20 protein-coding genes are annotated in these 22,590 nt (G+C 64.4%); 12 read left to right on the forward strand and 8 right to left on the reverse strand.

Going from position 1 to position 22,590, the window contains the following annotated elements; all coding sequences use genetic code 11:
• From IF809_RS17115 to IF809_RS17135, 5 genes are all read left to right on the forward strand, one after another.
• On the forward strand, positions 1-348 hold a 348-nt coding region (locus IF809_RS17115; protein ID WP_462838057.1), incomplete at its 5' end, for a chemotaxis protein CheW.
• A 35-nt stretch (positions 349-383) separates the two neighbouring features.
• Positions 384-770 carry a response regulator gene (locus IF809_RS17120; RefSeq protein WP_128963449.1) on the forward strand — a complete coding sequence of 129 codons (387 nt, stop codon included), beginning with the start codon at positions 384-386 and terminating at the stop codon, positions 768-770.
• Between the two features lie 34 nt (positions 771-804).
• Complete coding sequence (locus IF809_RS17125; RefSeq protein WP_128963450.1) at positions 805-1,680, forward strand: CheR family methyltransferase; 876 nt, start codon at positions 805-807, stop codon at positions 1,678-1,680.
• A gap of 2 nt (positions 1,681-1,682) precedes the next feature.
• The gene (locus IF809_RS17130; protein ID WP_128963451.1) at positions 1,683-2,000 is read left to right on the forward strand and encodes a PilZ domain-containing protein; all 318 of its coding nucleotides are present in this window, start codon (positions 1,683-1,685) and stop codon (positions 1,998-2,000) included.
• 141 nt (positions 2,001-2,141) lie between these two features.
• Positions 2,142-2,645 carry a response regulator gene (locus IF809_RS17135; RefSeq protein ID WP_128963452.1) on the forward strand — a complete coding sequence of 168 codons (504 nt, stop codon included), beginning with the start codon at positions 2,142-2,144 and terminating at the stop codon, positions 2,643-2,645.
• Between the two features lie 55 nt (positions 2,646-2,700).
• Here the strand turns inward: IF809_RS17135 and IF809_RS17140 are convergent, their stop codons facing one another.
• Entirely contained in the window at positions 2,701-3,003 is a 303-nt protein-coding gene (locus IF809_RS17140) for a hypothetical protein (protein ID WP_128963453.1), read from the reverse strand.
• Positions 3,004-3,166: 163 nt separating this feature from the next.
• On the opposite strand from IF809_RS17140, the gene IF809_RS17145 reads away from it, so the two are divergent.
• Entirely contained in the window at positions 3,167-3,802 is a 636-nt protein-coding gene (locus IF809_RS17145) for a response regulator transcription factor (protein WP_092293530.1), read from the forward strand.
• Between the two features lie 148 nt (positions 3,803-3,950).
• On the opposite strand, the gene IF809_RS17150 is transcribed toward IF809_RS17145, so the two are convergent.
• Entirely contained in the window at positions 3,951-7,559 is a 3,609-nt protein-coding gene (locus IF809_RS17150) for a PAS domain S-box protein (protein WP_462838058.1), read from the reverse strand.
• Positions 7,537-7,956 (reverse strand): response regulator, encoded by a 420-nt coding sequence (locus IF809_RS17155; RefSeq protein ID WP_128963455.1) that lies wholly within the window; start codon positions 7,954-7,956, stop codon positions 7,537-7,539. The genes IF809_RS17150 and IF809_RS17155 overlap by 23 nt, the downstream gene beginning before the upstream one ends.
• 249 nt (positions 7,957-8,205) lie before the next feature.
• Here IF809_RS17155 and araD point away from each other — a divergent pair, with 249 nt between their 5' ends.
• Entirely contained in the window at positions 8,206-9,948 is a 1,743-nt protein-coding gene (araD, locus tag IF809_RS17160) for an L-arabinonate dehydratase (RefSeq protein ID WP_462838059.1), read from the forward strand.
• A gap of 9 nt (positions 9,949-9,957) precedes the next feature.
• Positions 9,958-10,677, forward strand: a complete 720-nt coding sequence (locus tag IF809_RS17165) for a ribonuclease activity regulator RraA (RefSeq protein WP_462838060.1) — start codon at positions 9,958-9,960, stop codon at positions 10,675-10,677.
• A gap of 21 nt (positions 10,678-10,698) precedes the next feature.
• Here IF809_RS17165 and IF809_RS17170 read toward each other — a convergent pair whose 3' ends face one another.
• On the reverse strand, positions 10,699-12,798 hold the full coding sequence (locus tag IF809_RS17170; RefSeq protein ID WP_462838061.1) for a S9 family peptidase: 2,100 nt from the start codon (positions 12,796-12,798) through the stop codon (positions 10,699-10,701).
• Positions 12,799-12,936: 138 nt separating this feature from the next.
• Between IF809_RS17170 and IF809_RS17175 the strand changes: the two genes are divergently transcribed.
• Both IF809_RS17175 and IF809_RS17180 read left to right on the forward strand, forming a co-directional pair.
• Positions 12,937-14,373 carry an MBOAT family O-acyltransferase gene (locus tag IF809_RS17175; RefSeq protein WP_128963459.1) on the forward strand — a complete coding sequence of 479 codons (1,437 nt, stop codon included), beginning with the start codon at positions 12,937-12,939 and terminating at the stop codon, positions 14,371-14,373.
• On the forward strand, positions 14,373-15,473 hold the full coding sequence (locus tag IF809_RS17180; protein WP_128963460.1) for a hypothetical protein: 1,101 nt from the start codon (positions 14,373-14,375) through the stop codon (positions 15,471-15,473). The genes IF809_RS17175 and IF809_RS17180 overlap by 1 nt, the downstream gene beginning before the upstream one ends.
• A 33-nt stretch (positions 15,474-15,506) precedes the next feature.
• Here the strand turns inward: IF809_RS17180 and IF809_RS17185 are convergent, their stop codons facing one another.
• The 3 genes from IF809_RS17185 to IF809_RS17195 form a co-directional block, all read right to left on the reverse strand.
• Entirely contained in the window at positions 15,507-16,694 is a 1,188-nt protein-coding gene (locus tag IF809_RS17185; RefSeq protein ID WP_128963461.1) for a pyridoxal-phosphate-dependent aminotransferase family protein, read from the reverse strand.
• A gap of 103 nt (positions 16,695-16,797) precedes the next feature.
• Positions 16,798-17,523: a thermonuclease family protein gene (locus IF809_RS17190; protein ID WP_128963462.1), complete on the reverse strand. Its 726-nt coding sequence runs from the start codon at positions 17,521-17,523 to the stop codon at positions 16,798-16,800.
• A gap of 134 nt (positions 17,524-17,657) precedes the next feature.
• Positions 17,658-19,385: a hypothetical protein gene (locus tag IF809_RS17195; RefSeq protein WP_462838062.1), complete on the reverse strand. Its 1,728-nt coding sequence runs from the start codon at positions 19,383-19,385 to the stop codon at positions 17,658-17,660.
• Between the two features lie 421 nt (positions 19,386-19,806).
• On the opposite strand from IF809_RS17195, the gene IF809_RS17200 reads away from it, so the two are divergent.
• Positions 19,807-20,658 (forward strand): caspase family protein, encoded by an 852-nt coding sequence (locus IF809_RS17200; RefSeq protein ID WP_128963464.1) that lies wholly within the window; start codon positions 19,807-19,809, stop codon positions 20,656-20,658.
• Positions 20,659-20,770: 112 nt separating this feature from the next.
• Here IF809_RS17200 and IF809_RS17205 read toward each other — a convergent pair whose 3' ends face one another.
• Positions 20,771-21,664 (reverse strand): efflux RND transporter periplasmic adaptor subunit, encoded by an 894-nt coding sequence (locus IF809_RS17205; RefSeq protein ID WP_164938386.1) that lies wholly within the window; start codon positions 21,662-21,664, stop codon positions 20,771-20,773.
• A 289-nt stretch (positions 21,665-21,953) separates the two neighbouring features.
• Between IF809_RS17205 and IF809_RS17210 the strand changes: the two genes are divergently transcribed.
• Positions 21,954-22,565 carry a PAS domain-containing protein gene (locus IF809_RS17210; RefSeq protein ID WP_128963466.1) on the forward strand — a complete coding sequence of 204 codons (612 nt, stop codon included), beginning with the start codon at positions 21,954-21,956 and terminating at the stop codon, positions 22,563-22,565.
• Positions 22,566-22,590 lie beyond the last annotated feature (25 nt).

Raw genomic sequence — 22,590 nt, forward strand, 5'->3', positions numbered from 1 at the left:
CGCGTTCCCCTGGCCTCGCGCGAGATCTCGGGCGTCCTGAACCTGCGCGGCCGCATCGTCACCGTGGTCGACATGCGTGCCCGTCTCGGCCTGCCCAGGGACGAGGATGGCAAGACCCCGATGGCGGTCGGCGTCGACCTGCGCGGCGAATCCTACGGCCTCCTGATCGACCAGATCGGCGAGGTGCTGCGCCTGCCCGAGGACAGCAAGGAGGACAACCCCGTCAACCTCGACCCCCGCATGGCCAAGCTCGCCGGCGGCGTCCACCGCCTCGACGGACAGCTCATGGTCGTCCTCGACGTCGATCGCGTCCTCGAGCTCAAGAACGAAGTGCAAATGGCTGCCTGAACGGAAACAAAAGACATTCAATGCCGGAGAGCAAAATGAAGACGTGTTTGGTGGTTGACGATTCCAGCATCGTTCGCAAGGTCGCGCGCCGCATCGTCGAATCGCTGGGCTTTCAAGTCATCGAAGCGGAAGACGGCGTCGAGGCGCTGGTCCATTGCAAGAAGGCCATGCCGGAAGCGATCCTGCTGGACTGGAATATGCCCGTGATGGACGGCTTCCAGTTTCTGGGCACGCTGCGCCGCATGCCCGGTGGCGACGAGCCCAAGGTGGTGTTCTGCACCACAGAGACCGGCATCGACCACATTACGAAGGCGATGGGCGGCGGCGCCAACGAATACATCATGAAGCCGTTCGACAAGGACATCGTGATGGCGAAATTTCAGGAAGTCGGGCTGGTCGAGCGCGAAGAAACAGCTGCCTGAAAATACACCTGTCAGTAGCGTCAAGAGGTATCCTGTGAACGCGCCCGACTACGAGTACCTGCGTAAGTTGCTGAAAGAGCGCTCCGGTCTCGACCTGTCCGCCGACAAGCAATATCTGATCGAAAGCCGCCTGCTGCCGCTGGCACGCAAGGCCGGGCTCGCCGGCATTCCCGAGCTCGTGCAGAAGCTGCAAAGCGGTTCGAGTGCGCTGATCACCAGTGTCGTCGAAGCCATGACCACGAACGAGACCTTCTTCTTCCGTGACAAGGTCCCGTTTGATCATTTTCGCGATACCATCATGCCTGAGATCCTCAAGGCTCGTGCTGCCAAACGCAGCGTGCGGATCTGGTGCGCCGCAGGCTCGACCGGACAGGAGCCCTATTCGCTGGCGATGACCTTGAAGGAGATGGGCGCGGCGCTGACCGGCTGGCGGGTCGAGATCATCGCGACCGACCTTTCGCAGGAAGTGCTGGAGAAGGCCAAGTCCGGCGTCTACAGCCAGTTCGAGGTGCAGCGCGGGCTGCCGATTCAGCACCTGGTGAAATACTTCAAGCCGAACGGCGAAACCTGGCAGATCAATCCCGAACTGCGGGCGATGGTCCAGCACCGGCAGCTCAACCTGCTGCAGGATTTCTCCCATCTCGGAACGTTCGACGTCATCTTCTGCCGCAACGTGCTGATCTATTTCGATCAGGAGACCAAGATCAACATCTTCAACCGCCTGGCTCGCCAGATCGAGCCCGACGGCTTCCTGGTGCTCGGCGCGGCGGAGACCGTGGTCGGACTGACCGACACGTTCAAGCCAATTGCGGATCGCCGCGGCCTCTACAAGCCGAACGATCCGCGTGCAGCATTGGCCAAGCCCGCCGCTGAAACTGCGGCGCCGCGCATGGCGATGGCAGGACGATAGACATGGCCGAGGATGGCAAGGGTGCAGAGCGCGTCACATTCAGCCGGGGCTATGATGTCTGCATCATGGCCATCGACGGCACGTGGCGGCGCGACTGCACGCTCAATGCGATTTCCGACACCGACGCCATCCTCACCGTGGAAGGTTCGATCCAGGGGTTGAACCTGAAGGAGTTCTTCCTGCTGCTGTCGTCCACCGGCCTTGCCTACCGCCGCTGCGAGCTGGTGCGCGTCAATGGCGCGGAGATGGATATCCAGTTCCTGCGCGGCAAGAACCGCAAGAAGCGTGGCGCAGCCAGCGGTCATGATGCGGTGGCGTGATCGCCGCGCTCCCGTGCGGCCCGTTGCCGACGCATTGCTTCACATTTTCTGAAAACATCCGAACGAATTGGCGGACCCGGCTTTACGCGGCCTAAGCGCGGACCATGTACCAATCGCTGGTCGCAATTTCAGGGTCCGGCCATGCCAAGAAGCTCTCTCTCCCCCATCCGTTCGAATCTGCCCGATGCCGCCGAGCGGCGCGCGCTTCAGCTCCTCGTGGTCGATGACGACGCCACCCAGCGCAGCCTGATCACGGTGGCCGCCAAGCAGGCCGGCCACGAAGTCGCCGTTGCGCCCTCCGTTGCGGAGGCGATCGAAAAGCTGCGCGCCGGGCGCTTCGACTGCGTGACGCTCGATCTCGTGCTGGAGGATGGCGATGGCACCGATGTGTTGCGTGAGATGGCCGCGGCGAAATTCTCGGGCTCGGTGATCGTGATCAGCGGCATGGACGGCAAGCGCCGCAGCGCCGCTCGCAGCTACGCCCGCTCCGTCGGGATCGAGCTCCAGAGTCTGCCGAAGCCGCTGGATCTGGCGGCGCTGCGCATCAGCCTCGCCAACCTCGGCAAGACCGCGATGGGACTGCCGACCATCCACACCTGGGGCGGCGTCGCCACCGATGCGATCGTGGCGCGGCACCGGGCCTAAAGGCGCGGCGCTGCCATGTCATCGGCTGCGGCCAATCAGCCGCGCCGATCGCGACCTACGCTGAATTGCCGGATTCCGACAGCTTCTGGAGGGCCCGGGCGAGCTCCGCCCGGCAGGCATTGAGGGCGGCGCTCGCGGTCGCATAACGCGGCGTGACGTCATCGAGCACGACAATCTCGGTGGAACCCAGGTTGGCGCTCACGATAGCGCTGTCGTCCTCGGGCTCCATCGCAGCGTCGATCAGACGCATGCTGATCTCGATGCGCGCGATCAGTGAGCGAAGTTCGGCCGCGATCAACTGACGGCTGTCGGTTTCGGCCATCGCGGCGAGCGGGGGTGTGGCTGCGTAATTTAGCATGGATATTCTCCGTCTCCCGCAATTAGGCACCTCAGCGCTACTTGTGCGTTAAGTTCATGTCCCGTACAAATGCGGGTGGGCCGAATCTGCGCCGAAAGCCGAAACTTGAGGCGCGGACGCGAGTCCTTCAATGCCGACACGGCTTGGCGAATGGACGTGGCACATGGTCGAACAAAGCTCCCGTGGTGAGATCTTCGTGGTCGATGACGACCCTGCTGTTCGCGACACCCTGTCGATGGTGTTGAAGGCGGCGGGCTATGAGGTGATCTGTTTTGCGGACGGCGCAGCACTGCTGTCCGTCGCGCGAAACCGCACACCGGCGGCGATCCTGCTCGACGTGCACATTCCCGGAAAGTCGGGTCTCGACATTCTGAAGGAGCTGCACGGCGAGGATTATCCGGCCCCGATCTTCATGATCTCCGGCCAGGGTGACATCGCGATGGCGGTGGGCGCCATCAAGAGCGGCGCGCTCGACTTCATCGAGAAGCCGTTCCGCGGCAGCGAGATCGTCGGCCGCTTGGATGAGGCGATCGGCGCTTATGCACGCAGGCAGGCGGAGAACGCGTCGCCGAAATTCGGCTCGCTGCATTTCCCCGGCCGCGAGCCGCTGACCCGCCGGGAGCGCGAGGTCCTCGAACAGTTCGCCGCCGGTGCCTCCAACAAGGAGGCCGGCCGCACGCTCGGCATCAGCCCGCGCACCATCGAGGACCACCGCGCCAACATCATGAAGAAGCTCGGCGCCCGCAATGCTGCCGACCTGATCCGCATCGTGATGACGGCGGCCCAGCGCGCGTCGTAATGATCTCTTGCCTCGGACGCAGCGCGTCACGCAGTGATGCGCTGCAGAGCCGGGGCCCATCTCTCCAATTTCACATCTCGCAATCCCAGGTTCCGGCTCTGCGCAGCAGCGTTGCACGCTGCCGCGCGTCCGGGATACAAGAGGCACTTCAAGCGCTCAGCGCCTTGCGGATGATGCGGGCGAGATCCGATTTGCGATAGGGCTTCGGCAGCAGCAGCACGCCTGAATCCAGCCGGCCGTGGTGGATGATTGCGTTCTCGGTATAGCCGGACGTGTAGACCACCCGGAGATCGGGACGCGTCTTCAGCACCTCGTCGGCGAGCTGACGTCCGTTCATCTTGCCGGGCATGATCACATCGGTGAACAACAGGTCGAACGGTTGTCCGGCGGCGACGATTGCCAGCGCCTCCGCGGCGTTGGCCGCCTGCAGGGTGACGTAGCCGAGTGAATGCAGCTGCGCGAGCACATATTCGCGCACAAGGCGGTCGTCCTCGACCACCAGGATCGTCTCGTGTCCGCCCTCGATCGACGCCGGCAGGGCGCCTTCGCCGACGACCGCAGGGGTCTTGCCGGGCGGCAGGTACATCTTGATCGTCGTGCCGTGGCCTTCCTCGCTGTAAATCTTGATGTGGCCCGCGGATTGCTTGATGAAGCCGTAGACCATCGAGAGTCCCAGCCCGGTGCCTTTGCCCGGCCCTTTCGAGGTGAAGAAGGGATCGAACACGCGCGCCAGCATATGGGCCGGGATGCCGGTGCCGGTGTCGCTCACTGCGATCAGCACGTAATGTCCGGGCGAGACATCGTTCGCGCTGGCATAGACCTCGTCGAGATAGGCGGCGCCGGTCTCCAGGATCAGCTTGCCGCCATCGGGCATCGCGTCGCGCGCGTTGAGCGCGAGGTTGAGGATGGCCGTGGTGAGCTGGTTGGGATCGACGACTGCGACGCAGCTCTCGTCCTCGAACACGGATTCGATCTGGATCTGCTCGCCCAGTGTCGGCCGCAACAGCTTTGCGGTGTCGACGATCAGCGAGTTGATGTCGACCTCGCGCGGCTGGAGCGGCTGCTTGCGCGCAAAGGCGAGCAGATGCTGCGTCAGCTCGGCGCCGCGACCGGCAGCCTCGTCGATCATCTTCGTGATCGCCGCGAGCCCCGGATCCTTGGCCACCGCATCGGCCAGAATCTCGATCGTCCCGGTGATGACGGTGAGGATATTGTTGAAATCGTGCGCCACGCCGCCGGTGAGCTGGCCCACCGCCTCCATCTTCTCGGCGTGACGGATGCGCTCCTCGGAAGCGATCTTGTCGGTGAGGTCGCGGTAGAACGAATTCAAAAACACGCCTTCGCGCTGCCGGAGCGCCGTGGCGCTCAACTCGGCCGTGAATTCCTTGCCGTCGCGCCGCCGCACAAGGAGTTCGCGCCGGGGGCTGGGTAGCGTTTGTTCCCCGGATTCAAGAAAGAGCTGGACTCTGGCCAAGGCCCCTTCCCGTTCGCTGGGGGCAATAAAGAGATTCAGTGCATTCCTGCCGATGGCCTCTTCACGCGGCCAGCCGAAGAGCTTCTCGGCCTGCGAGTTCCAGATCAGGATGGTACCGACCTGGTCTGTCTGGACGAAGGCGTCGAGGGCGGTCTCGACGATGTTGCGCGCAAGCTGCTCGCTGTCGCGCAAAGACACGGCGGCCAATCTCGCCTCGGTCATGTCGCGCCCGACGAAGAAGTAGCGCTTGACCTGATCCGACCAGCTGCCGAGCCAGGAGAGCCAGACCTCGCGGCCGTCCTTGTGGAGGCAGCGCGTGTCGGCAAGCTTGGGATGCCCGCCGCGCTTGAGCTCGCGCATTTCCTCGCGGGAGTGTTCGAGATGAGAGGGATGAATGAATTCGACGCCGCTGTGTCCGATCATCTCGTCCGGCCTGTAGCCGAGGATGGTCTCGCTGCTCGGACTGATCTGCACGATCTCCCCGCGCGAGTTCATGATCATGATCAGATCCTGCGAGGTTTCAAAAAGCTGCCGGCGCTCCTCGAGTTGCTGCTGAAGCGCACGCTCCGCGCGGCGCCCTTCGGTCAGGCTGCGCGCGGAGCCGGACACGCCGATGATCTCGCCCGACGGCCCCCTGATCGGCGACAGGCTGAGTGAGATGTCGACCAGCGTGCCGTCCTTGCGGAGCCGGACCGTCTCGAAGCGTTCGATCGGTTCGCCGCGGGAGATCCGCGCCAGATAGTCCTTGCCCTGCTCGCGGCGGTCCGGTGGGACGATGATCGCGGTGGATTTCCCGATCGCTTCATTCGCCTGATATCCATAGAGGCGCTCGGCTGCAGGATTCCAGCCGATAATGACGGCGTCAAGGGACTGCATCACGATCGAATCGTCGGACGATTCGACGGCGGCGCTGAACAACAGCTCGCGCGCGGCATGATGGCTTCGTGCGGCCTCAGTGCGGCGATGCTCCTGGACCTCGCGTTCGAGAGCGGCCGCTTTCGCACGCGTTTCTTCGACCATCCGGGCAAAGGCCCGCGCCAGCGCACCGGTCTCGCCGCTTGCATCGACCGGAATGTCGGCCGGCTGTCCGTCGCCGATCGCCGCCACCGCCGTGGTCAGGCGCGTGATCGGGCTCGTCAATGAGCGCGCCAGCAGCACGGCGAGCGAGGCTGCGGCGAGGACGGCCAGCACACCGACGAGCACGGACGTCTTTTGAATGGCCGCGGGCACGAGACCGAACACAGGCGCCGGAATCGTCTCGATGATGGCGACCCAATCCTTGCCCACGAGCAGCGCCGGCGCGATCGCGGCGCCGCTCGGCCGGCCCGATTCATCGGTCATGAGCCGCGTGGATGCATCCAGCGCGCCGGTCAAGGCGGCGAAATATGGAAAGTCCTTGCGCCAGTCATTGGCGCCATCATGCGGCGCACCGAATTCCTGCGCGCGATCGGGATGGACGAGATATTCCCCCCGCGAATTCACGACGTAAAGCTCTCCTCCGGAGGTCCCGGTGGAGCGAATGCTGTCGAGCGCCGGTCGCATGTCGATATTGGCGACGATGATGCCGAAGGGCTTGCCGTCGGCTGCGAACAGCGGCATCGCGACGCGCAGCGTCGGAACGTGCTGGGCCGTGGTCCCTCCCTGGCGGGTGGCAGGCTCGATCGGCGAGACATAAATTTCGCCGGGCCCGAGCCGGATCGTTTCCTGGAAGTAGGCCCGGTCGCTCTTGCTCTCCAGTTCGCTCTCAGGAACGATCCGTGCTGCTCCGTTCGGTCCGGAGCGATCGACCCGGACCAGCTCGCGCTGGTCGTCACCAAGCCCTATGATCCGAAACTGCCCATAAATGGGCTTGGCGTCGATCTCGGCCGCGAGCCGCGCCGCGATACGATTGCGCCAGGTCTGCTCCGAGACGCCGTCGGAAGGGTCGATCCCACCGCTGCCGTGGGCTCGGATCAGGCCGTTGATGGCCGCCGCGGCGCGATAGCCGATCAGGTCGCCGCGTACTCCGGCCACGTAAGATTCAAGATTGGCCGCCAGCAGCCGTGACTGGGCGCCGACCCGCTCCAGAACGCGCGGGATGACCGCCTGCGTGGTGTTGCGATAGCCCAGCCAACCGACTGCAGCGACGGTGACCGCCACGAGCAGGGTCATGGCGATGGCAAGTCGGGTCGCGAGCGTTGTTCCGGGCTTCACGGGGGCATTCGCTGGGCTCCCTGCACCATCGCGCCCGTGCCGGCCCCGAGCGGAGGAGCCGCTGCCATCATCGGCGGCTGGCATTGACATCGGAGCCCTCCGACTCGACGGCCTTCAGGCAACCGTCGACCGCCGCCAGCAACGCATCGGCCCGGAATGGCTTCTGCAGGCTCGCGACCGCGCCGAGCTTGGTCGCCATCTTGAGGAAGTCCGGTTCGGCATAGGCGTCGGGTGTGATCGAGCGACCGGAAATGACGACGATCGGGATCCCCGGTTGCAGCGCCCGGACATGGCGCATTGTCTCCAGTCCGTCCATGCCGGGCATGAAGATGTCGAGGAACAGCAGGTCGAACGAGTTGGCTTCGAACTGAGCGAGCCCCTTGCGGCCGTCGCCGGCGACCGTCACGTGGTGGCCGGCCCGCTCCAAAAGCAGCCGGATTGTTAACTGAACGGCCGGGTCGTCATCCACGATCAGGATGTTGGCCACGCTAAAACCTCCGGGCCGGATGGGATGCTCCAGCGACCCAAATCAAAGCTCCAAATATGAAATTGTTGCGCGGATTACGGGCGCGCTGCAAGCACTTAGGGACTGGCCTGCCGGAGCCACCCGATATTGCGCTGCACCCCGAGGTATGCACGCCTGCATGCATACCGGAAGTCCACCCCGCTACCGATGCCTTGCGGGAAGCGGACTGGCTGTGGGAAGAGCACGGCGGGCTCCCGACGGACAAGGACAATGACCAAAACCAGGAAGAAAACAGCCGACCAGCTCCGCAGCGCGCGCTGGTTCGCGCCCGACGATCTTCGCTCGTTCGGCCACCGCTCACGCGCCATGCAGATGGGTTACGCCCCAGAAGAGTGGAAGGACCGCCCTGTTGTCGCGATCCTCAATACCTGGTCGGACGCCCAGCCCTGCCACATGCATTTCAAGTCGCGCGTCGACGACGTCAAGCGCGGCGTCCTGATGGCCGGCGGCCTGCCGCTGGAATTGCCGGCACTGTCGCTCTCCGAATCGCTGCTCAAGCCGACCACCATGCTCTATCGCAATCTGCTGGCGATGGACGTGGAGGAATTGCTGCGCAGCCATCCCGTCGACGGGGTCGTGCTGATGGGCGGCTGCGACAAGACCACCCCGGCGCTGCTGTTAGGGGCGACCTCGATGAACATCCCGGCGATCTATCTGCCGGCCGGTCCCATGCTGCGGGGCAATTGGAAGGGCAAGACGCTCGGCTCCGGCTCGGACGGCTGGAAATATTGGGACGAGCGTCGCGCCGGAAAGATCTCCGACAAGGACTGGCTCGACATCGAAGCCGGCATCGCCCGCAGCTACGGCACTTGCATGACCATGGGCACGGCCTCGACCATGACCGCGATCGCGGAATCGATCGGCATGACGCTGCCGGGTGCCTCCTCGATTCCGGCCGCCGACGCCAACCACATCCGCATGGCCTCGGAATGCGGCCGCCGCATCGTCGAGATGGTGTGGGAGGATCTGACGCCGAAGACGATCCAGACCCGCAAGGCGTTCGAGAATGCGATCGCGGTGGCGATGGCGATGGGCTGCTCGACCAATGCGATCATCCATCTGATCGCGCAGGCCCGCCGCGCCGGCCAGGATATCGGGCTCGACGATTTCGAGGTCGCGAGCCGCAAGGTCCCCGTGATCGCCAATGTCCGCCCGAGCGGCGATACCTATCTGATGGAGGACTTCTTCTATGCCGGCGGCCTGCCGGCATTGATGGGAGAGATCAAGGAGCATCTGCATCTCGACTGCATCACGGTCACAGGCAAGACGCTGGGCGAGAACATCGACGGTGCCGAGGTGCACAATGCGGACGTGATCCGCTCGGTCGACCATCCCATCTACAAGGAAGGCGCGCTCGCTGTGCTGAAGGGCAATCTCGCGCCCGACGGCTGTGTCATCAAGCCGAGCGCTTGCGCGCCACGCTTCCTCAAGCACACTGGCCCGGCGCTGGTGTTCGACGACTATCCCTCCATGAAGAAGGCGGTCGACGATCCCGATCTCGACGTCACCGAGGACCACATCCTCATCCTGCGCAATGCGGGGCCGCAAGGCGGGCCGGGCATGCCGGAATGGGGCATGCTGCCGATCCCCACAAAACTCGTGAAGCAGGGCGTGCGCGACATGGTGCGCATTTCCGATGCACGCATGAGCGGCACCAGCTACGGCGCCTGCATCCTGCATGTTTCGCCGGAGTCCTATATCGGCGGTCCGCTGGCCCTGGTGCAGAACGGCGATCGCATCACGCTTGATGTCGCCGCCCGCACCATCAATCTCGATGTCTCGGAAGCCGAGCTCGCCAGGCGCCGCGCGGCCTGGAAACAGCCCGAGCGCCGCTTCGAGCGCGGCTATGGCTGGATGTTCACCAAGCACATCAAGCAGGCCAATGACGGCTGCGACTTCGACTTCCTCGAGACCGGTTTCGGCGCGCCGATCGGCGAGCCGTCGATTTACTAAGGGACGCACATGTCAAAGCTTTCCGAAGCTACCCGTAACAAGCTCAAATCCGTCTCCACCGCGACCGTCGCCACGGCGCTGTTCAAGCGCGGCCTGCGCATCCAGATAATCCAGGATGTGCATCCGGTCGGCCCGGACAAGCCGACCATGGTTGGCGAGGCCTTCACGCTGCGCTACATGCCGGCGCGCGAGGACCTCAACACCATCGACGTGTTCAGGGACCGCTCCCATCCGCAGCGCAAGGCGGTCGAAGACTGTCCGCCCGGCGCCGTGCTGGTGATGGACAGCCGCAAGGATGCGCGCGCGGCTTCGGCCGGCGCGATCCTGGTGACGCGGTTGATGAAGCGCGGCGTTGCCGGCGTCGTCACCGATGGCGGCTTTCGCGATTCCGCGGAGATCGCCAAGCTCGGCATCCCCGCCTATCACCATCGCCCGTCGGCGCCGACCAATCTGACGCTGCATCAGGCGATCGAGATCAATGTTCCGATCGGCTGCGGCGACGCGCCGGTGTTTCCCGGCGACGTCATCCTGGGGGATGCCGACGGCGTCATCGTGATTCCCGCCCATCTCGCCGACGAGATCGCGAACGAGACGTTCGAAATGACCGCGTTCGAGGACTTCGTCACCGAGGAAGTCGCCAAGGGCCGCGGCATCTTCGGTCTCTATCCCGCGACGGATCCGCAGACGCTCACCGACTTCGCGGCGTGGCGGAAGAAGAACGGGCGGTAAGGCGGATCCCGGGCTACACAATCACGCCTTCGCCATCCCCGTCGCCCACAGCGCGAACGCGTAGACGATCGCGACTTCGTCGAGCCGGTCGAAGCGCCCCGAGGCTCCGCCATGGCCGGCACCCATGTTGGTGCGCAGCAGAACAGGGCCGCCGCCGGTCATGGTTGCGCGCAGGCGAGCGATCCATTTGGCAGGCTCCCAATAGGTGACGCGCGGATCGGTCAAACCGCCCATCGCCAGGATCGCGGGATAATCCTTTGCCGCGACATTGTCGTAGGGCGAGTAGGACAGGATGGTGCGGAAGTCCTTCTCGCTCTCGATCGGGTTGCCCCATTCCGGCCATTCCGGCGGCGTCAGCGGCAGCGTGTCGTCGAGCATGGTGTTGAGCACGTCGACGAACGGCACTTCGGCGACAATGCCGGCGAACAATTCGCCGGCGCGGTTGGCCACCGCGCCCATCAGCATGCCGCCGGCCGAGCCGCCATGGCCGACGATGCGTTTGGCGCTGGTGTACTTCGCGTCGACAAGCGCGCGGGCGCTGGCGGCGAAATCGTCGAACGAGTTGGTCTTCTTTTCGCGCTTGCCGTCGAGATACCAGCCCCAACCCTTGTCGGCACCGCCGCGGATATGGGCGATGGCGTAGACGAAGCCGCGATCGACCAGCGACAGGCGGTTGGCGTTGAACGAGGCCGGCATCGCCATGCCGTAGGAGCCGTAGCCGTACAGCAGCAGCGGCGCCGCGCCGTCGAGCTTGAGGCCGCGCCGATAAAGGATCGAGACCGGCACCTCGGCGCCATCATCTGCCTTGGCCATGATGCGGGTGGTGACGTAGTCGGCGGCATCGTGCCCGGACGGGATCTCCTGGCGCTTACGCAGCGCGCGCGTGCGCTTCACCATGTCGTAGTCATAGACTTCCGACGGCGTCGTCATTGACGAATAGGCAAAGCGCAAATTCGTCGTGTCGAATTCGTAGGAGCCCATCGTATCCAGCGAATAGGCGGCCTCGTCGAACGCGATAGCATGTTCTTCGTTGGTCGCCAGGTCGCGGATCACGATCGCAGGCAGCGCATTGGCGCGCTCCAGCCGCACCAGATGACCGGCATAGAGATCGAGGTCGATGATGTAGATGCCGGGGCGATAGGGAATCAGGTCGCGCCAGTTCTTGCGCTCGGGGGCGCCGAGCGGCGCGGTGACGATCTTGAAGTCGATGGCCTCGTCGGCGTTGGTGAGGATGAACAGCTCGTCGCCGCGGTCGGCTAGCGAATATTGCACGCCTTCCTCGCGGGCGGCGACGAGCCGCGGCGGCGTCTCGGGGTTGGCGAGATCGATCAGCCGCTGCTCCGACGTCTCGTGGTCGCCGCCGGCGATCACGCAGAAGCGGCCGCTGGTGCTCTCATGCAGATGGGTGAACCAGCCGGAATCCTGCTCTTCATAGACGAGTGCATCGTCGGCCTGCTTGGTGCCGAGCCTGTGCCGCCACACCTGCATCGGGCGATGATTGTCGTCGAGCTTCACATAGAAGAAGCTTTTGCCGTCCTTGCTCCAGACCACGCCGCCGTCGGTTTCCTCGACGATGTCGTCGAGGTCCTGGCCCGTCGCCCAGTCGCGCACGCGGATGGAGAAATATTCGGAGCCCTTGGTGTCGGCGCTCCAGGCCTGCAGCTCGTGGTCGTCCGAGTGCCGGCTGCCGCCGAACTTGAAATATGTGTGGTCCTTGGCGAGCGCGTCGCCGTCGAGCACGATGTGAGCCTCGCCGCCCTCGCGCGGCATGCGGCCGAACAATTCGTGCTGGCCGCCTTCGCGGAACTTGCGGAAATAGGCGAACCGACCGTCCGGCGACGGCACGCTGGAATCGTCTTCCTTGATGCGTCCGCGCATCTCGCGCACCAGCGTCTTTTGCAAGCTTGCGGTGTGGCCGAGCAGGCTCTCGGTATAGGCGTTCTCCTCGTCCAGGTATTTGCGGATATCAGGGTCCAGCACCGCAGGGTTACGCAGTACCTCCTGCCATTTCGCGTCCTTCAGCCAGGCATAGTCGTCGGTCACGGTGATGCCGTGCCGGGTGAAAGAATGCGGCCGGCGCGGCGCAACGGGGGGCTGGGAAGGTGTCTTGGCCTGGGTCACTCGATCCTCATTCAGCTGCGTATTCCACCTTATATCGTCCCGATTCCGCGAATTGCCAGCGGCCGCTGCGCGTCACCGGGTTGTTGGCCGGGCGTCGGTGTGCTTTAGGGGCCATATCGCCGCCGCTGGTCCAGCCTGATGCTCTTCAATTCCTATCCGTTCATCCTGCTGTTCCTGCCGGCCGTGCTGGCCGGCTATTTCTGGCTGGGGAAGCGCGGCAATCTTGCCCCGGTGATCTGGCTGGCGCTCGCCTCGCTCACCTTCTACGCCGTCGGCAGCTGGCAGTTCGTGGCCCTGTTGCTGCTCTCGATCGCTTTCAACTACGGCATCGGTCATCTTCTGATCGTGGCGAAGCTTGGCCCATCGCAACGGAGGGCCGCGCTCGCGCTTGGCGTCACTGGCGATCTCGTCGTACTCGGCATTTTCAAGTACGCCGGCTTCGTCACCGAAAACATCAATGTACTGGCCGGCACGCATTTCGCGGTCCACATCCTGCTACCGGTTGGGATCTCTTTCTACACGTTCACGCAGATTGCGTTCCTGGTCGATGCGTATCGCGGGCAGGTCGCGGCCTATGCGCTGCCGCACTACGCGCTGTTCGTGACGTATTTCCCGCACCTGATCGCGGGGCCGATCCTTCACCACAAGGACATGATTCCGCAATTCGAGCGGAATGAAACCAAGCTACCCGATGCGCGCCTGATCCTGTGCGGCGTCATCATTTTCGCCATCGGACTGTTCAAGAAGACCTGTCTCGCCGATGGTATCCAGCCGCTGGTGACGCTTGCCTTCGAGGCCCGCTCGCCGAGCTTCGACCAGGCCTGGCTGGGCGCGCTGGCTTACACGTTCCAGCTCTATTTCGATTTCTCGGGTTACTCCGACATGGCGATCGGCATATCGCTGATGTTCGGCATTTTCCTGCCGGTGAATTTCAACTCGCCCTACAAGGCCACCAGCATCGTCGACTTCTGGCGCCGCTGGCACATGACCCTGTCGCAATTCCTGCGCGACTATCTCTACATCCCGCTCGGTGGCAACAGGCGTGGTCGCGTGCTGCGCTATGTCAACCTGATGATCACGATGCTGCTCGGCGGGCTTTGGCACGGCGCGGCTTGGACCTTTGTCGTGTGGGGCGCGCTGCATGGCGCCTATCTCTGCGTCAACCACGCTTTCAATGCGCTCGTGCCGAACATCCCGACGGCTTTTGCAATCCCGGGCCGCATCGCCGGCACCGTGCTGACGTTCCTCGCCGTCGTCGTCGCCTGGGTGTTCTTCCGCGCCGCGAGCGTCGAATCGGCGTTGCGCGTTCTCCATGCCATGTTCGATCCCTCCAACATCGTCTTCGGCCGCGAAGAGACCGCGGCTCTGGTGCTGGTCGCACTCTATGCCGGCTTGGTGTGGCTGGTGCCGAACACGCAAACCATCATGGGTTACGATCATGGTGGCCGCCGGGTCGGCGAGGCTTTCCTCGCAGGACGCATGCGGCCGCTGGTCCTCTATGGCGCATCGCTGGCGCTGGCCTTCGGCATTCTGGGCATCCAGAGCCACAGCGAATTCATCTATTTCCGGTTCTGATGCGCGGGGCGTTCACATATCTCAGGCGCCTTCTCCTCGCGAGCATCGCGTGCGTACTAGGTGCTGCCGCGCTCGTCTATGTCGTGGATCCCCTGCAGCTGTTTCGGTCTTCGCCGAGGGCGTTTTATTCCGACGACACGCGCGTGCAGAACGCCGGACTGATCCGGAGCCAGTCGTTCGACACCGCCTTCATGGGTACATCGCTCGCCATTCACTTCCGCCAGAGCGACATCGATCGCGTGCTCGGCGTGCATTCGCTCAAGCTGGCCATGACGGGCTCCAATTCGCGCCAGCAGAGCTTTGTGCTGGAGCAGGCGATCGACCGCGGCGCACGGCGCGTGATCTGGGAGATGGACGACTTCGTCTTCGTCGACGCCGCCGACATCGAGGCCGATCCTTACTTGCCTGTCGATCTCTATCGCCGGACGGCCAAGGGCATCGCGTCCTATCTGTTCAGCGCGGCGATGGCGAAGGAGTCCGCGTTCACGCTGGTGCGGTCGATCCCGCCGCTGCGGGAGCCGCTGAGCCGGGCGGCGCCTTATCTGCCTGTCAAGTTCGCGCTGGCAGATGTCGACGACATCTACGCGCTGCCGCAGGATTACGACGTCGCGCGCGACTATAACGCGAACAAGGCGCTAGCTTCGTTTGCTTACATCACCGCGCCCTCGCGCAGCCGCTTTCTCGGCGAAGGCTATGGTTATATGGCCATGGTCCGGCATTTCGAGCAGGATGCCTTCGGCCTCGCCGCGCGTCATCCGGACGTGACGTTCGACATCTACTTCCCGCCTTATTCGATCCTGCAATTCGTCGCGATGCGCGATGCCTCGCCGGAGACGCTGAAGATCGTGACTGACCTCACCGCGCATATTGCGCAGCGTCTGACGCAGCTTCCCAACGTGCGCCTGCACGATTTTCGCGCGATCAAGGCGGTGACGCACGACTTGAGCAATTACGGCGACGTCATCCACCATTCACCGGTGGTGGATGCGAAGGTGCTGCAGTGGCTCGCGAGCGGGGAATATCGGGTCGACGCCCGCAATCCGACAGCATCGCTCGACGATCTGAAGGCGCAGGTCGAGGCGTATCGTGTGCCTCAGTAGTCTGGGACGCCGTCGGAGTTTGTAACGGGCGCTTTACGCCGCCACCTCTTCGCCGAGATAAGCCACCGCCGCCTCGAGCCCGCCCTTGCCGTGCGGGATCTTCAGCGCGTTGAGGCCGACCTCGATCACGCCCAGCGTCCCGAGCAGCATCGGGGCATTGACATGACCCATATGGGCGATGCGGAAGGCTTGCCCGGAGAGATCGCCGATGCCGGTGCCGAGCACGACGCCGCATTTCTCCTTGCAATAGCGTTGCAGCACCGCCGGGTCGTGGCCGCTCGCCATCGTCACCGTGGTCACGGTGTTGGAACGCTCGCTCGCTTCCGCAACGTTGAAGCCGAGCACCTGGCCTTCCGTCCATGCGCCGACCGCGCGACGTGTGGCTTCGCCGAGCAGGCTGTGACGACGGAAGGCGTTCTCCAGCCCTTCCTCGTGCAGCATGTCGATCGCCTTGCGCAAGGCGAACAACAGATGCACCGGCGCGGTGCCTGCATATTTGCGGTAGTTCTCGGTGCCCTCGCGCTCGCTCCAGCTCCAATAGGGCGTCGACATGTTCGCCTTCTTGTGCACTTCCAGCGCGCGCGCATTGGCCGCGACGAAACCGAGGCCGGGCGGCGTCATCAGGCCCTTCTGCGAGCCGGACATCGCGACGTCGACGCCCCATTTGTCCATCTCGAACGGCATGCAGCCGAGCGAAGCGACGGTGTCGACCATGTACAGCGCAGGATGGCCGGCCGCCTTGATCGCCTTGCCGATCGCCTCGATGTCGTTCTGCACGCCCGAGGCCGTGTCGACCTGGACGACGACGACGGCCTTGATCTTGTGCTCGGTGTCGCGGCGCAGCCGTTCCTCGACCTCGTGCGGCCGCACCGCGCGGCGCCAGTCGCCCTTGAGCACCTCGACCTCGGCGCCCATCAGCGCGGCGGCATTGCCCCAGCCGATCGCGAACCGTCCGCTCTCCAGCACCAACACCTTGTCGCCGCGCGACAAGACGTTGCTCAAGGCAGCTTCCCAGGCGCCGTGACCGTTCGCGATGTAGATGTACGACTTGCCCTTGGTCGCGAACAGACCAGAGATGTCGCGGAGCAGGCTTTCGGTCAGGTCGAGCATCTCCTTGGAGTAGATGTCGATCGCCGGACGATGCATCGCCTGCAGCACCGCGTCGGGCATCGTGGTGGGCCCGGGGATGGCCAGAAACTCCCGGCCCGCGCGAACGGTCATTGCTGTCGGTCCTTGTTGCTTGAGAACAGGATGGTGGGTCGCTGAAACAACGCTTTTACGCGGCACTGGCGCTTCGGAAAAGCGCTCAAAACGCAGGTCTGGGTTATCGTTTGGTCTCGCGGCAGCCGGCGGCTTCCGCCTCCTCGACCGAGCAGAACCAGCGGGTGCCCTTGCTGATCTTCATCTTGATTTGCGCATACCAGCGGCTGGTCGGCTGATGATAGATGCATTCACCGGCGCTGTTGACGTTGCCCTTGATGGTGCAGTCCGGCGACGGCGCGACCGGGCCCGAGGCCGAGGCCAGCAGCACCGCATGCGCGCCTTCCGGCGGCTTGGCGGCGCCCAGGATCGCGGTCTTCTTGTTGCGCACGCGCCAGTCCCAGGGGGCGATGAAGGCGCCCTGCCACATCCCGACCTTGGCGTCACGTGCGGCCTTCTCGTCCGCATCGTAATCGTGGGACATGCGGGCGTAGGCCAGCGCCCAGCCGTTGCCAACCAACCACTTCTGGATGTCCTCACCGCCGACCTCGCAGCGCGCTACGGTGCGGCCGCGTCGGTCGATCGAGCGGGCATGGCAGGTCCAGCTCTTGCCATCGGTATGTTTGGCGAGCTCGTCGCGTGCCGCCACGCCGCAAGTCCAGCGTTCGCCCTTGGTGTTGAGGCAGAGCTGGTCGACCGACGGCGCGTCGATGCCGCCGAGGCGGATTCGCGTACTGCCGATCAGGACGGAATCGCCGTCACGGACTTTCGCGGTGCCGGTGATGTCGGCCGCCTGCGCCAGCGACGGGACAGTCAGCAAAGACAGCGCAATCAGGATCTTTCGCAACATGCCGGTCCGGGGTGTTCAGGAAAATCTCGATAAGCCGCGCAATTGTGGTCGGCTTTGGGCTATCAGGCCAGCATATGCTGAACAGAACGGGTTTCAACTTCCCGTCATTACGAGATCGTGCCCGGGGCACGACCTCACCCCCGCGCCATCACCCGCCGCGCCACCGCCAGTCCCATCAGCACGAAGGCCGATGTCACCTCGGGGCCGCCGACCAGGATCCGCGTCGGCGTCTTCATCTTGTTCCATTCATAGGCGCGGAACGGGCCGCGACGACCGCCTTCGCCGATGGCATCGACGATCACGTTCAGCGCGGGTGCAAAGGCCCGCGGGTCGGCGCCGAGATGGCCGAGCGCGATCAGCGCCAGCGCGGCGTCGAACACGTTCATCTCGGCGGCGATCAGCTCGCCCTTGACGTAGGAGAGCACGCGGTGGCGGATGAAATCGAAATCGCCGTCGGGATCGATCGCGGCCTGCGCGGCCAGCGGCAGCGCCAGGAAGGCCGCATAACATCGGCCGAAATAGGCGCTGTAGAGTTCCGGCAGATAATAGATGTGCGAGCGCGGATTGGCGAAGGCGCCGCTTGCCGCCAGCCGCTTCTGGAAGCCGACGATCCGGTGCACGGTCGCGAGCCGGGCTGGCGTCTCCAGAATCTTCCAGCGTGCCAGGTTGCGAAAGCTCACCTCGAGAATGTCGAGATTGAGCGTCGGATCGAGATCGTTGCCATAGGGGCGCTCGCCGGCGAGATTGTCGATCCAGGTGGCGACGCCGCCCTCGTAGTCGATGTTGTCGTTGAGGGGCACCGTCACGCGCGGTTCGTTGACGCCGGCATGCACCTGGTAGCCCGCATAGAAATCCAGCAGCGGCTGGTCGATGATCGGATCAAGGCAGCCGGCCTGCGTCGCCGCTGAGATCGAGCACGCCGTGGTGTCGCAGTCCGGGACGTAGATGCCGAAGCCGAGGTCCTGCTTGATCTGCGCGAAATAGCGCGAGAAGCGCGGATGCGGCGCCGGCGCAAGCGCGGTGATGACGTTGAAGCGTTGGCCGCCATCGCCCTCGACCTCTTCGCGGCTGATATTGATGCAGAAATCGACCATGTCGGCGATCGCACGCTCCGCTGCCGTCTTGTCCGCAGGCGATGCCAGCCCCGTCTCGACATAGCTGAGCAATGCCTCGATGAAGAACGCATCGTAATAGGCCGAGCGGTGCCGAATCTGCACCGGCTCCCACATCGGCTCGGCGATCCCGCGCCAGGGCGGATCGACCACGGCGCGCGCGGGCGAGCGCGCGATGAAGACGCGCGCGAGGTTGAACAGCAGCGACGAATTCTTGTAGCCGCGCGCGTTCAGCCCGGTGAGCGCCATGATCAGCTCGCGCCCGCGGAAATCGGGATCGCCGATCAGGTTGAAGGCGGCATAGGTCGGCAGAAAGCCGTTCTTGCGGTACGAGCCCAGCAGATGCTGCGCGCAATCGCGGATCACGCCGTCGATCTGCGCCGGTGCCGGCATCGTGCCGACGAACGCGGCCGGGGGCGGTTTGGGATGATCGAGCGCGATGCTGTCGACCAGCTCGGCCACGGGCCGGCCGACCGCGGCCCAGTCGGGCTCGGCATCGTCGCGGGCGCGGACCAGTGCTTCGCGCAGCCGGGCCAGCTTCGCCTCGTCACGTAGTTCGGGCAGGCCGGCACGGCGCAGCAGCACCCGCAGCGCGGGATTGCCGAGCGCGGTCTTGTAGAATTTGGCCAGATGCGGATCGCCGCTGGCCTGACCCGACAATACGGGATCGCAGACGTCATAAAGGGAGGGGCCGTCTTTCCGGGCCATCAGCGCCCGGCACGCGGCACCTGCGAAATAATGAAAGCTCATGAAATACCTGGTCGCGGGGGACTTTCGCGGAGGCCAAGTCGGCGCCAAGTCGGCGACCCATCCTCCGCAAGTCGTTGAAAAAGCTACCCGGATTCGCAGGAAAAACAAATGTGACCGGCATCACGTAAAAACCCGCAACGAGGCCTGCAAAATCCGCCCCCGGAAGGCTACGGGGACGTGGAAAACGGAGAAATTCGGCTCATAAAATATACTGCACGATCAATGGGTTAAATGAATTCTTGGCAATCTATTGCCCGCGAGCCTATATCCGGTTAAGTCTTTATTTGGTGCGGCGCCGCAAATTGCGCGCAATTCGGGGGCACTCCCCCGGCCAATCCCTCAAACCTAAAGACGCCATCGCGCTACTCAAGCAGTGTGCGCGCGCTTGGCAGGTCTTTGGCACCGACAGGAATGAAGCGAGATGAATTTTAGGCAGCTCGACATTTCCAAGCGCTCAATAGCGCTCGCCGCGGCCCTCATCGGCACGGTGTCGCTGGCGATCGGCGCCCATGCTGCCCTCAACATGCGCGTGCTCGACGCCGCCAAGGCCGTTCCGACCGACCAGGTCGCCGGCCCGGTCGGCCAGACCTCCCGCCTGGCGCTCGTGATCGGCAATGGTCATTATCCCGACGCCAGCGCGCCGCTGACGCAGTCGATCAACGACGCCCGCGCGCTGTCCTCCAGCTTGCGCAAGAACGGTTTTGACGTCGACATGGTGGAAGACGCCAGCAAGGACGACATGGTCCGCGCCGTCAACCGCCTGAAGTCCCGCATCACGCACGACACCACGGTCATGCTGTTCTTCGGCGGCTACGGCGTGCAGGCCGGCCGCGAGAGCTACATGCTGCCGGTCGATGCCGTGATCTGGAAGGAAAGCGACGTCCGCCGCCAGGGCGTCTCGATCGAGGGCGTGCTCGACATGATGAAGCAGCAGGGCGCCAAGGCCAAGCTCGTCGTGGTCGATGCGTCCCGCCGTAACCCTTACGAGCGCCGCTTTCGCTCCTACAGCCATGGTCTCGCGCCGATCGGCACGCCCGACAACGCGCTGATCCTCTCCTCCGCTTCCCCCGGCAAGGTCGTCGACGACGGCAAGGGCGAGCACTCGACGCTGGTCAGCGAGCTCCTCAACAATCTGAATGCGCAGGGCAGCAGCGCCGAAAGCATCTTCAACAAGACCCGCATCGCCATCTCCCGCGCCAGCGAAGGCGATCAGGTCCCGACCGTGTCGTCCTCGCTGCTTGAGGACGTGCAGTTCGACCAGGCCGGCGGCTAGAGGCACGACTGCTTCCTCATCGTCATTGCGAGTGCAGCGAAGCAATCCAGACTCCCTCCGCGGAAAGACGCTGGATTGCTTCGCTGCGCTCGCAATGACGGGTGTAGCGAATCTACTTCGCCGCTTCCGCGCTCGCCATCACCGGGCGCACGGGATCGCCTTCGCGGAGCAGCGCGCCGGCGCGGGCGACGACGATATCGCCTTCGTTGACGCCGTCGCGGACCTCGATATTGCCGCCCGACATCAGCCCGATCTCGACGCGCTTGGTCTCGACGCGGTTGCGGCGGATCACCTGCACCACGGTGCCGGCGGATGAGTATTGCACCGCTGTCAGCGGCACCGCGACATTGCAGCTCTGCCCGGTCTTGATCAGCGCGCGTCCGCTCGCATTCAGCAGCAGCGGCTTCTGCGGCGAGATGCCGATATAGACCATGCCCTGCTGGATGTTCGGCTCGACGGTCGGACCGATGCGGCGCACCTTGCCGTCGATATCGCCGGCGCCGGCGATACGCACGGTGACGGGCTGGTTGACCGCGAGCTTCCTGACATCGTTGGTGGCGACCAGGCCGACCAGATCATATTCGCTGCGCGCAACGATCGTGAACAACGCCTCGCCCTTGGCCGAGGCGAGATTGCCGATCTGCGCGGTCGAGGTGGCGATGACGCCGGCGACGGGAGCGGTGATCTGGAGCGTGCCGCCTTCAGGCAGCGCCAGCCGCGCCAGCACCTGACCGGCCGTCGTGGTATCGCCGGCCTCGGCGAGCACGTCCGTCACCTTCAGTCCGGGCCGCTCGGGTCGCACCGAGGTCTCCTCGCGGGCGATGATCGTGCCGGTGGCTTCGACGATGTCGGAGAAGCAGGACTTTGCCGCCTTCAGCACCGTGACCGCCGGGCCCTTGGGGGCGTCGTCATCGGCGGCCGTGGCGGGGCACTGGCCGAGGACCAGCACTCCGGCGACGGCTACGGGACACAGGCTTCGGACCACGGCACGGGGCAAATGACGCATCGGAAATTCCACGGGGGATATGCCTCCAATCGATAGCAGATGGCAGCCGTGCGGACTATGGCGGCGTCGTCCCAAGACAGGACGCTGCGCCGCCGCCGGCTGTCGTTGCAAGTCCTTGATTAGTCGCGGGAATGGAAATCTGGTTCGCGGCCTGCACGCGGGGCCGGCCGGCCTCGAAGCGGCGACGGTTGCGGCTATCACGGTCTTCTCATCCGCTGGAACCAGTTGTATGGAGCTACCATCAGACGTCACGCGGCGCCGCGGCCGCGCAGCTCATGGTTGAGGCGGGATGCAACGGTTCGTTTGCGAGCAGAACATCGTTCACTTCGAGCGGCTGCTCAGTGAAACGGCTGACCCGACGGTTCAGCAGACCGTCCGCGCCCTGCTGGCATCGGCGAAGCGGCAATTGGCGCTGCTGAACTCGGCTGCCTCAGGTGCCGATACGTCGCCCTTCGAGCAGCGCCGGCGCCAGCAGACCGATGCCGAAGCCATCCGGCAGCAATTCCAGCCGGAATTCGACAACTCGCCGCACCCCTACATGCTGCTGGACCCGGGACCGGGCCTGGCGATCGTCGACATCAATGACGCCTATGCGGCGGCGACCTTCATCAGCCGGTCCGAGGTGGTCGGCCGGTCGCTGTTCGAGATCTTTCCCGACAATCCCGACGATCCGCTCGCCGATGGGGTCAGCAACCTCTACGGCAGCTTGAAAACGGTGGGCGAGACGGGGCGCGCCCATGCCATGAATATTCAGCGCTACGACATCCGGGACCCCAATGGCGCCTTCGTCGAGCGCCATTGGCAGCCGATCAACTCGCCGATCCACGATACCGCGGGCCATTTGGTCTACCTGCTGCATCACGTCGAAGACGTCACCGCGCAGGTCACATCAAAGCCGTAGCCGGCCTCTCAGGCCCGGCGATCGC

It is taken from the genome of Bradyrhizobium sp. UFLA06-24, from assembly GCF_054967145.1.

What these genes read in the sequence shown, in the direction of transcription:
- IF809_RS17120 (WP_128963449.1), top strand. Translation starts at nt 384, where the DNA reads ATGAAGACGTGTTTGGTGGTTGACGATTCCAGCATCGTTCGCAAGGTC.
- IF809_RS17130 (WP_128963451.1), top strand. Translation starts at nt 1,683, where the DNA reads ATGGCCGAGGATGGCAAGGGTGCAGAGCGCGTCACATTCAGCCGGGGC.
- IF809_RS17135 (WP_128963452.1), top strand. Translation starts at nt 2,142, where the DNA reads ATGCCAAGAAGCTCTCTCTCCCCCATCCGTTCGAATCTGCCCGATGCC.
- IF809_RS17140 (WP_128963453.1), bottom strand. Translation starts at nt 3,003, where the DNA reads ATGCTAAATTACGCAGCCACACCCCCGCTCGCCGCGATGGCCGAAACC.
- IF809_RS17145 (WP_092293530.1), top strand. Translation starts at nt 3,167, where the DNA reads ATGGTCGAACAAAGCTCCCGTGGTGAGATCTTCGTGGTCGATGACGAC.
- IF809_RS17150 (WP_462838058.1), bottom strand. Translation starts at nt 7,559, where the DNA reads ATGTCAATGCCAGCCGCCGATGATGGCAGCGGCTCCTCCGCTCGGGGC.
- araD (WP_462838059.1), top strand. Translation starts at nt 8,206, where the DNA reads ATGACCAAAACCAGGAAGAAAACAGCCGACCAGCTCCGCAGCGCGCGC.
- IF809_RS17165 (WP_462838060.1), top strand. Translation starts at nt 9,958, where the DNA reads ATGTCAAAGCTTTCCGAAGCTACCCGTAACAAGCTCAAATCCGTCTCC.
- IF809_RS17175 (WP_128963459.1), top strand. Translation starts at nt 12,937, where the DNA reads ATGCTCTTCAATTCCTATCCGTTCATCCTGCTGTTCCTGCCGGCCGTG.
- IF809_RS17180 (WP_128963460.1), top strand. Translation starts at nt 14,373, where the DNA reads ATGCGCGGGGCGTTCACATATCTCAGGCGCCTTCTCCTCGCGAGCATC.
- IF809_RS17185 (WP_128963461.1), bottom strand. Translation starts at nt 16,694, where the DNA reads ATGACCGTTCGCGCGGGCCGGGAGTTTCTGGCCATCCCCGGGCCCACC.
- IF809_RS17190 (WP_128963462.1), bottom strand. Translation starts at nt 17,523, where the DNA reads ATGTTGCGAAAGATCCTGATTGCGCTGTCTTTGCTGACTGTCCCGTCG.
- IF809_RS17195 (WP_462838062.1), bottom strand. Translation starts at nt 19,385, where the DNA reads ATGAGCTTTCATTATTTCGCAGGTGCCGCGTGCCGGGCGCTGATGGCC.
- IF809_RS17200 (WP_128963464.1), top strand. Translation starts at nt 19,807, where the DNA reads ATGAATTTTAGGCAGCTCGACATTTCCAAGCGCTCAATAGCGCTCGCC.
- IF809_RS17205 (WP_164938386.1), bottom strand. Translation starts at nt 21,664, where the DNA reads ATGCGTCATTTGCCCCGTGCCGTGGTCCGAAGCCTGTGTCCCGTAGCC.
- IF809_RS17210 (WP_128963466.1), top strand. Translation starts at nt 21,954, where the DNA reads ATGCAACGGTTCGTTTGCGAGCAGAACATCGTTCACTTCGAGCGGCTG.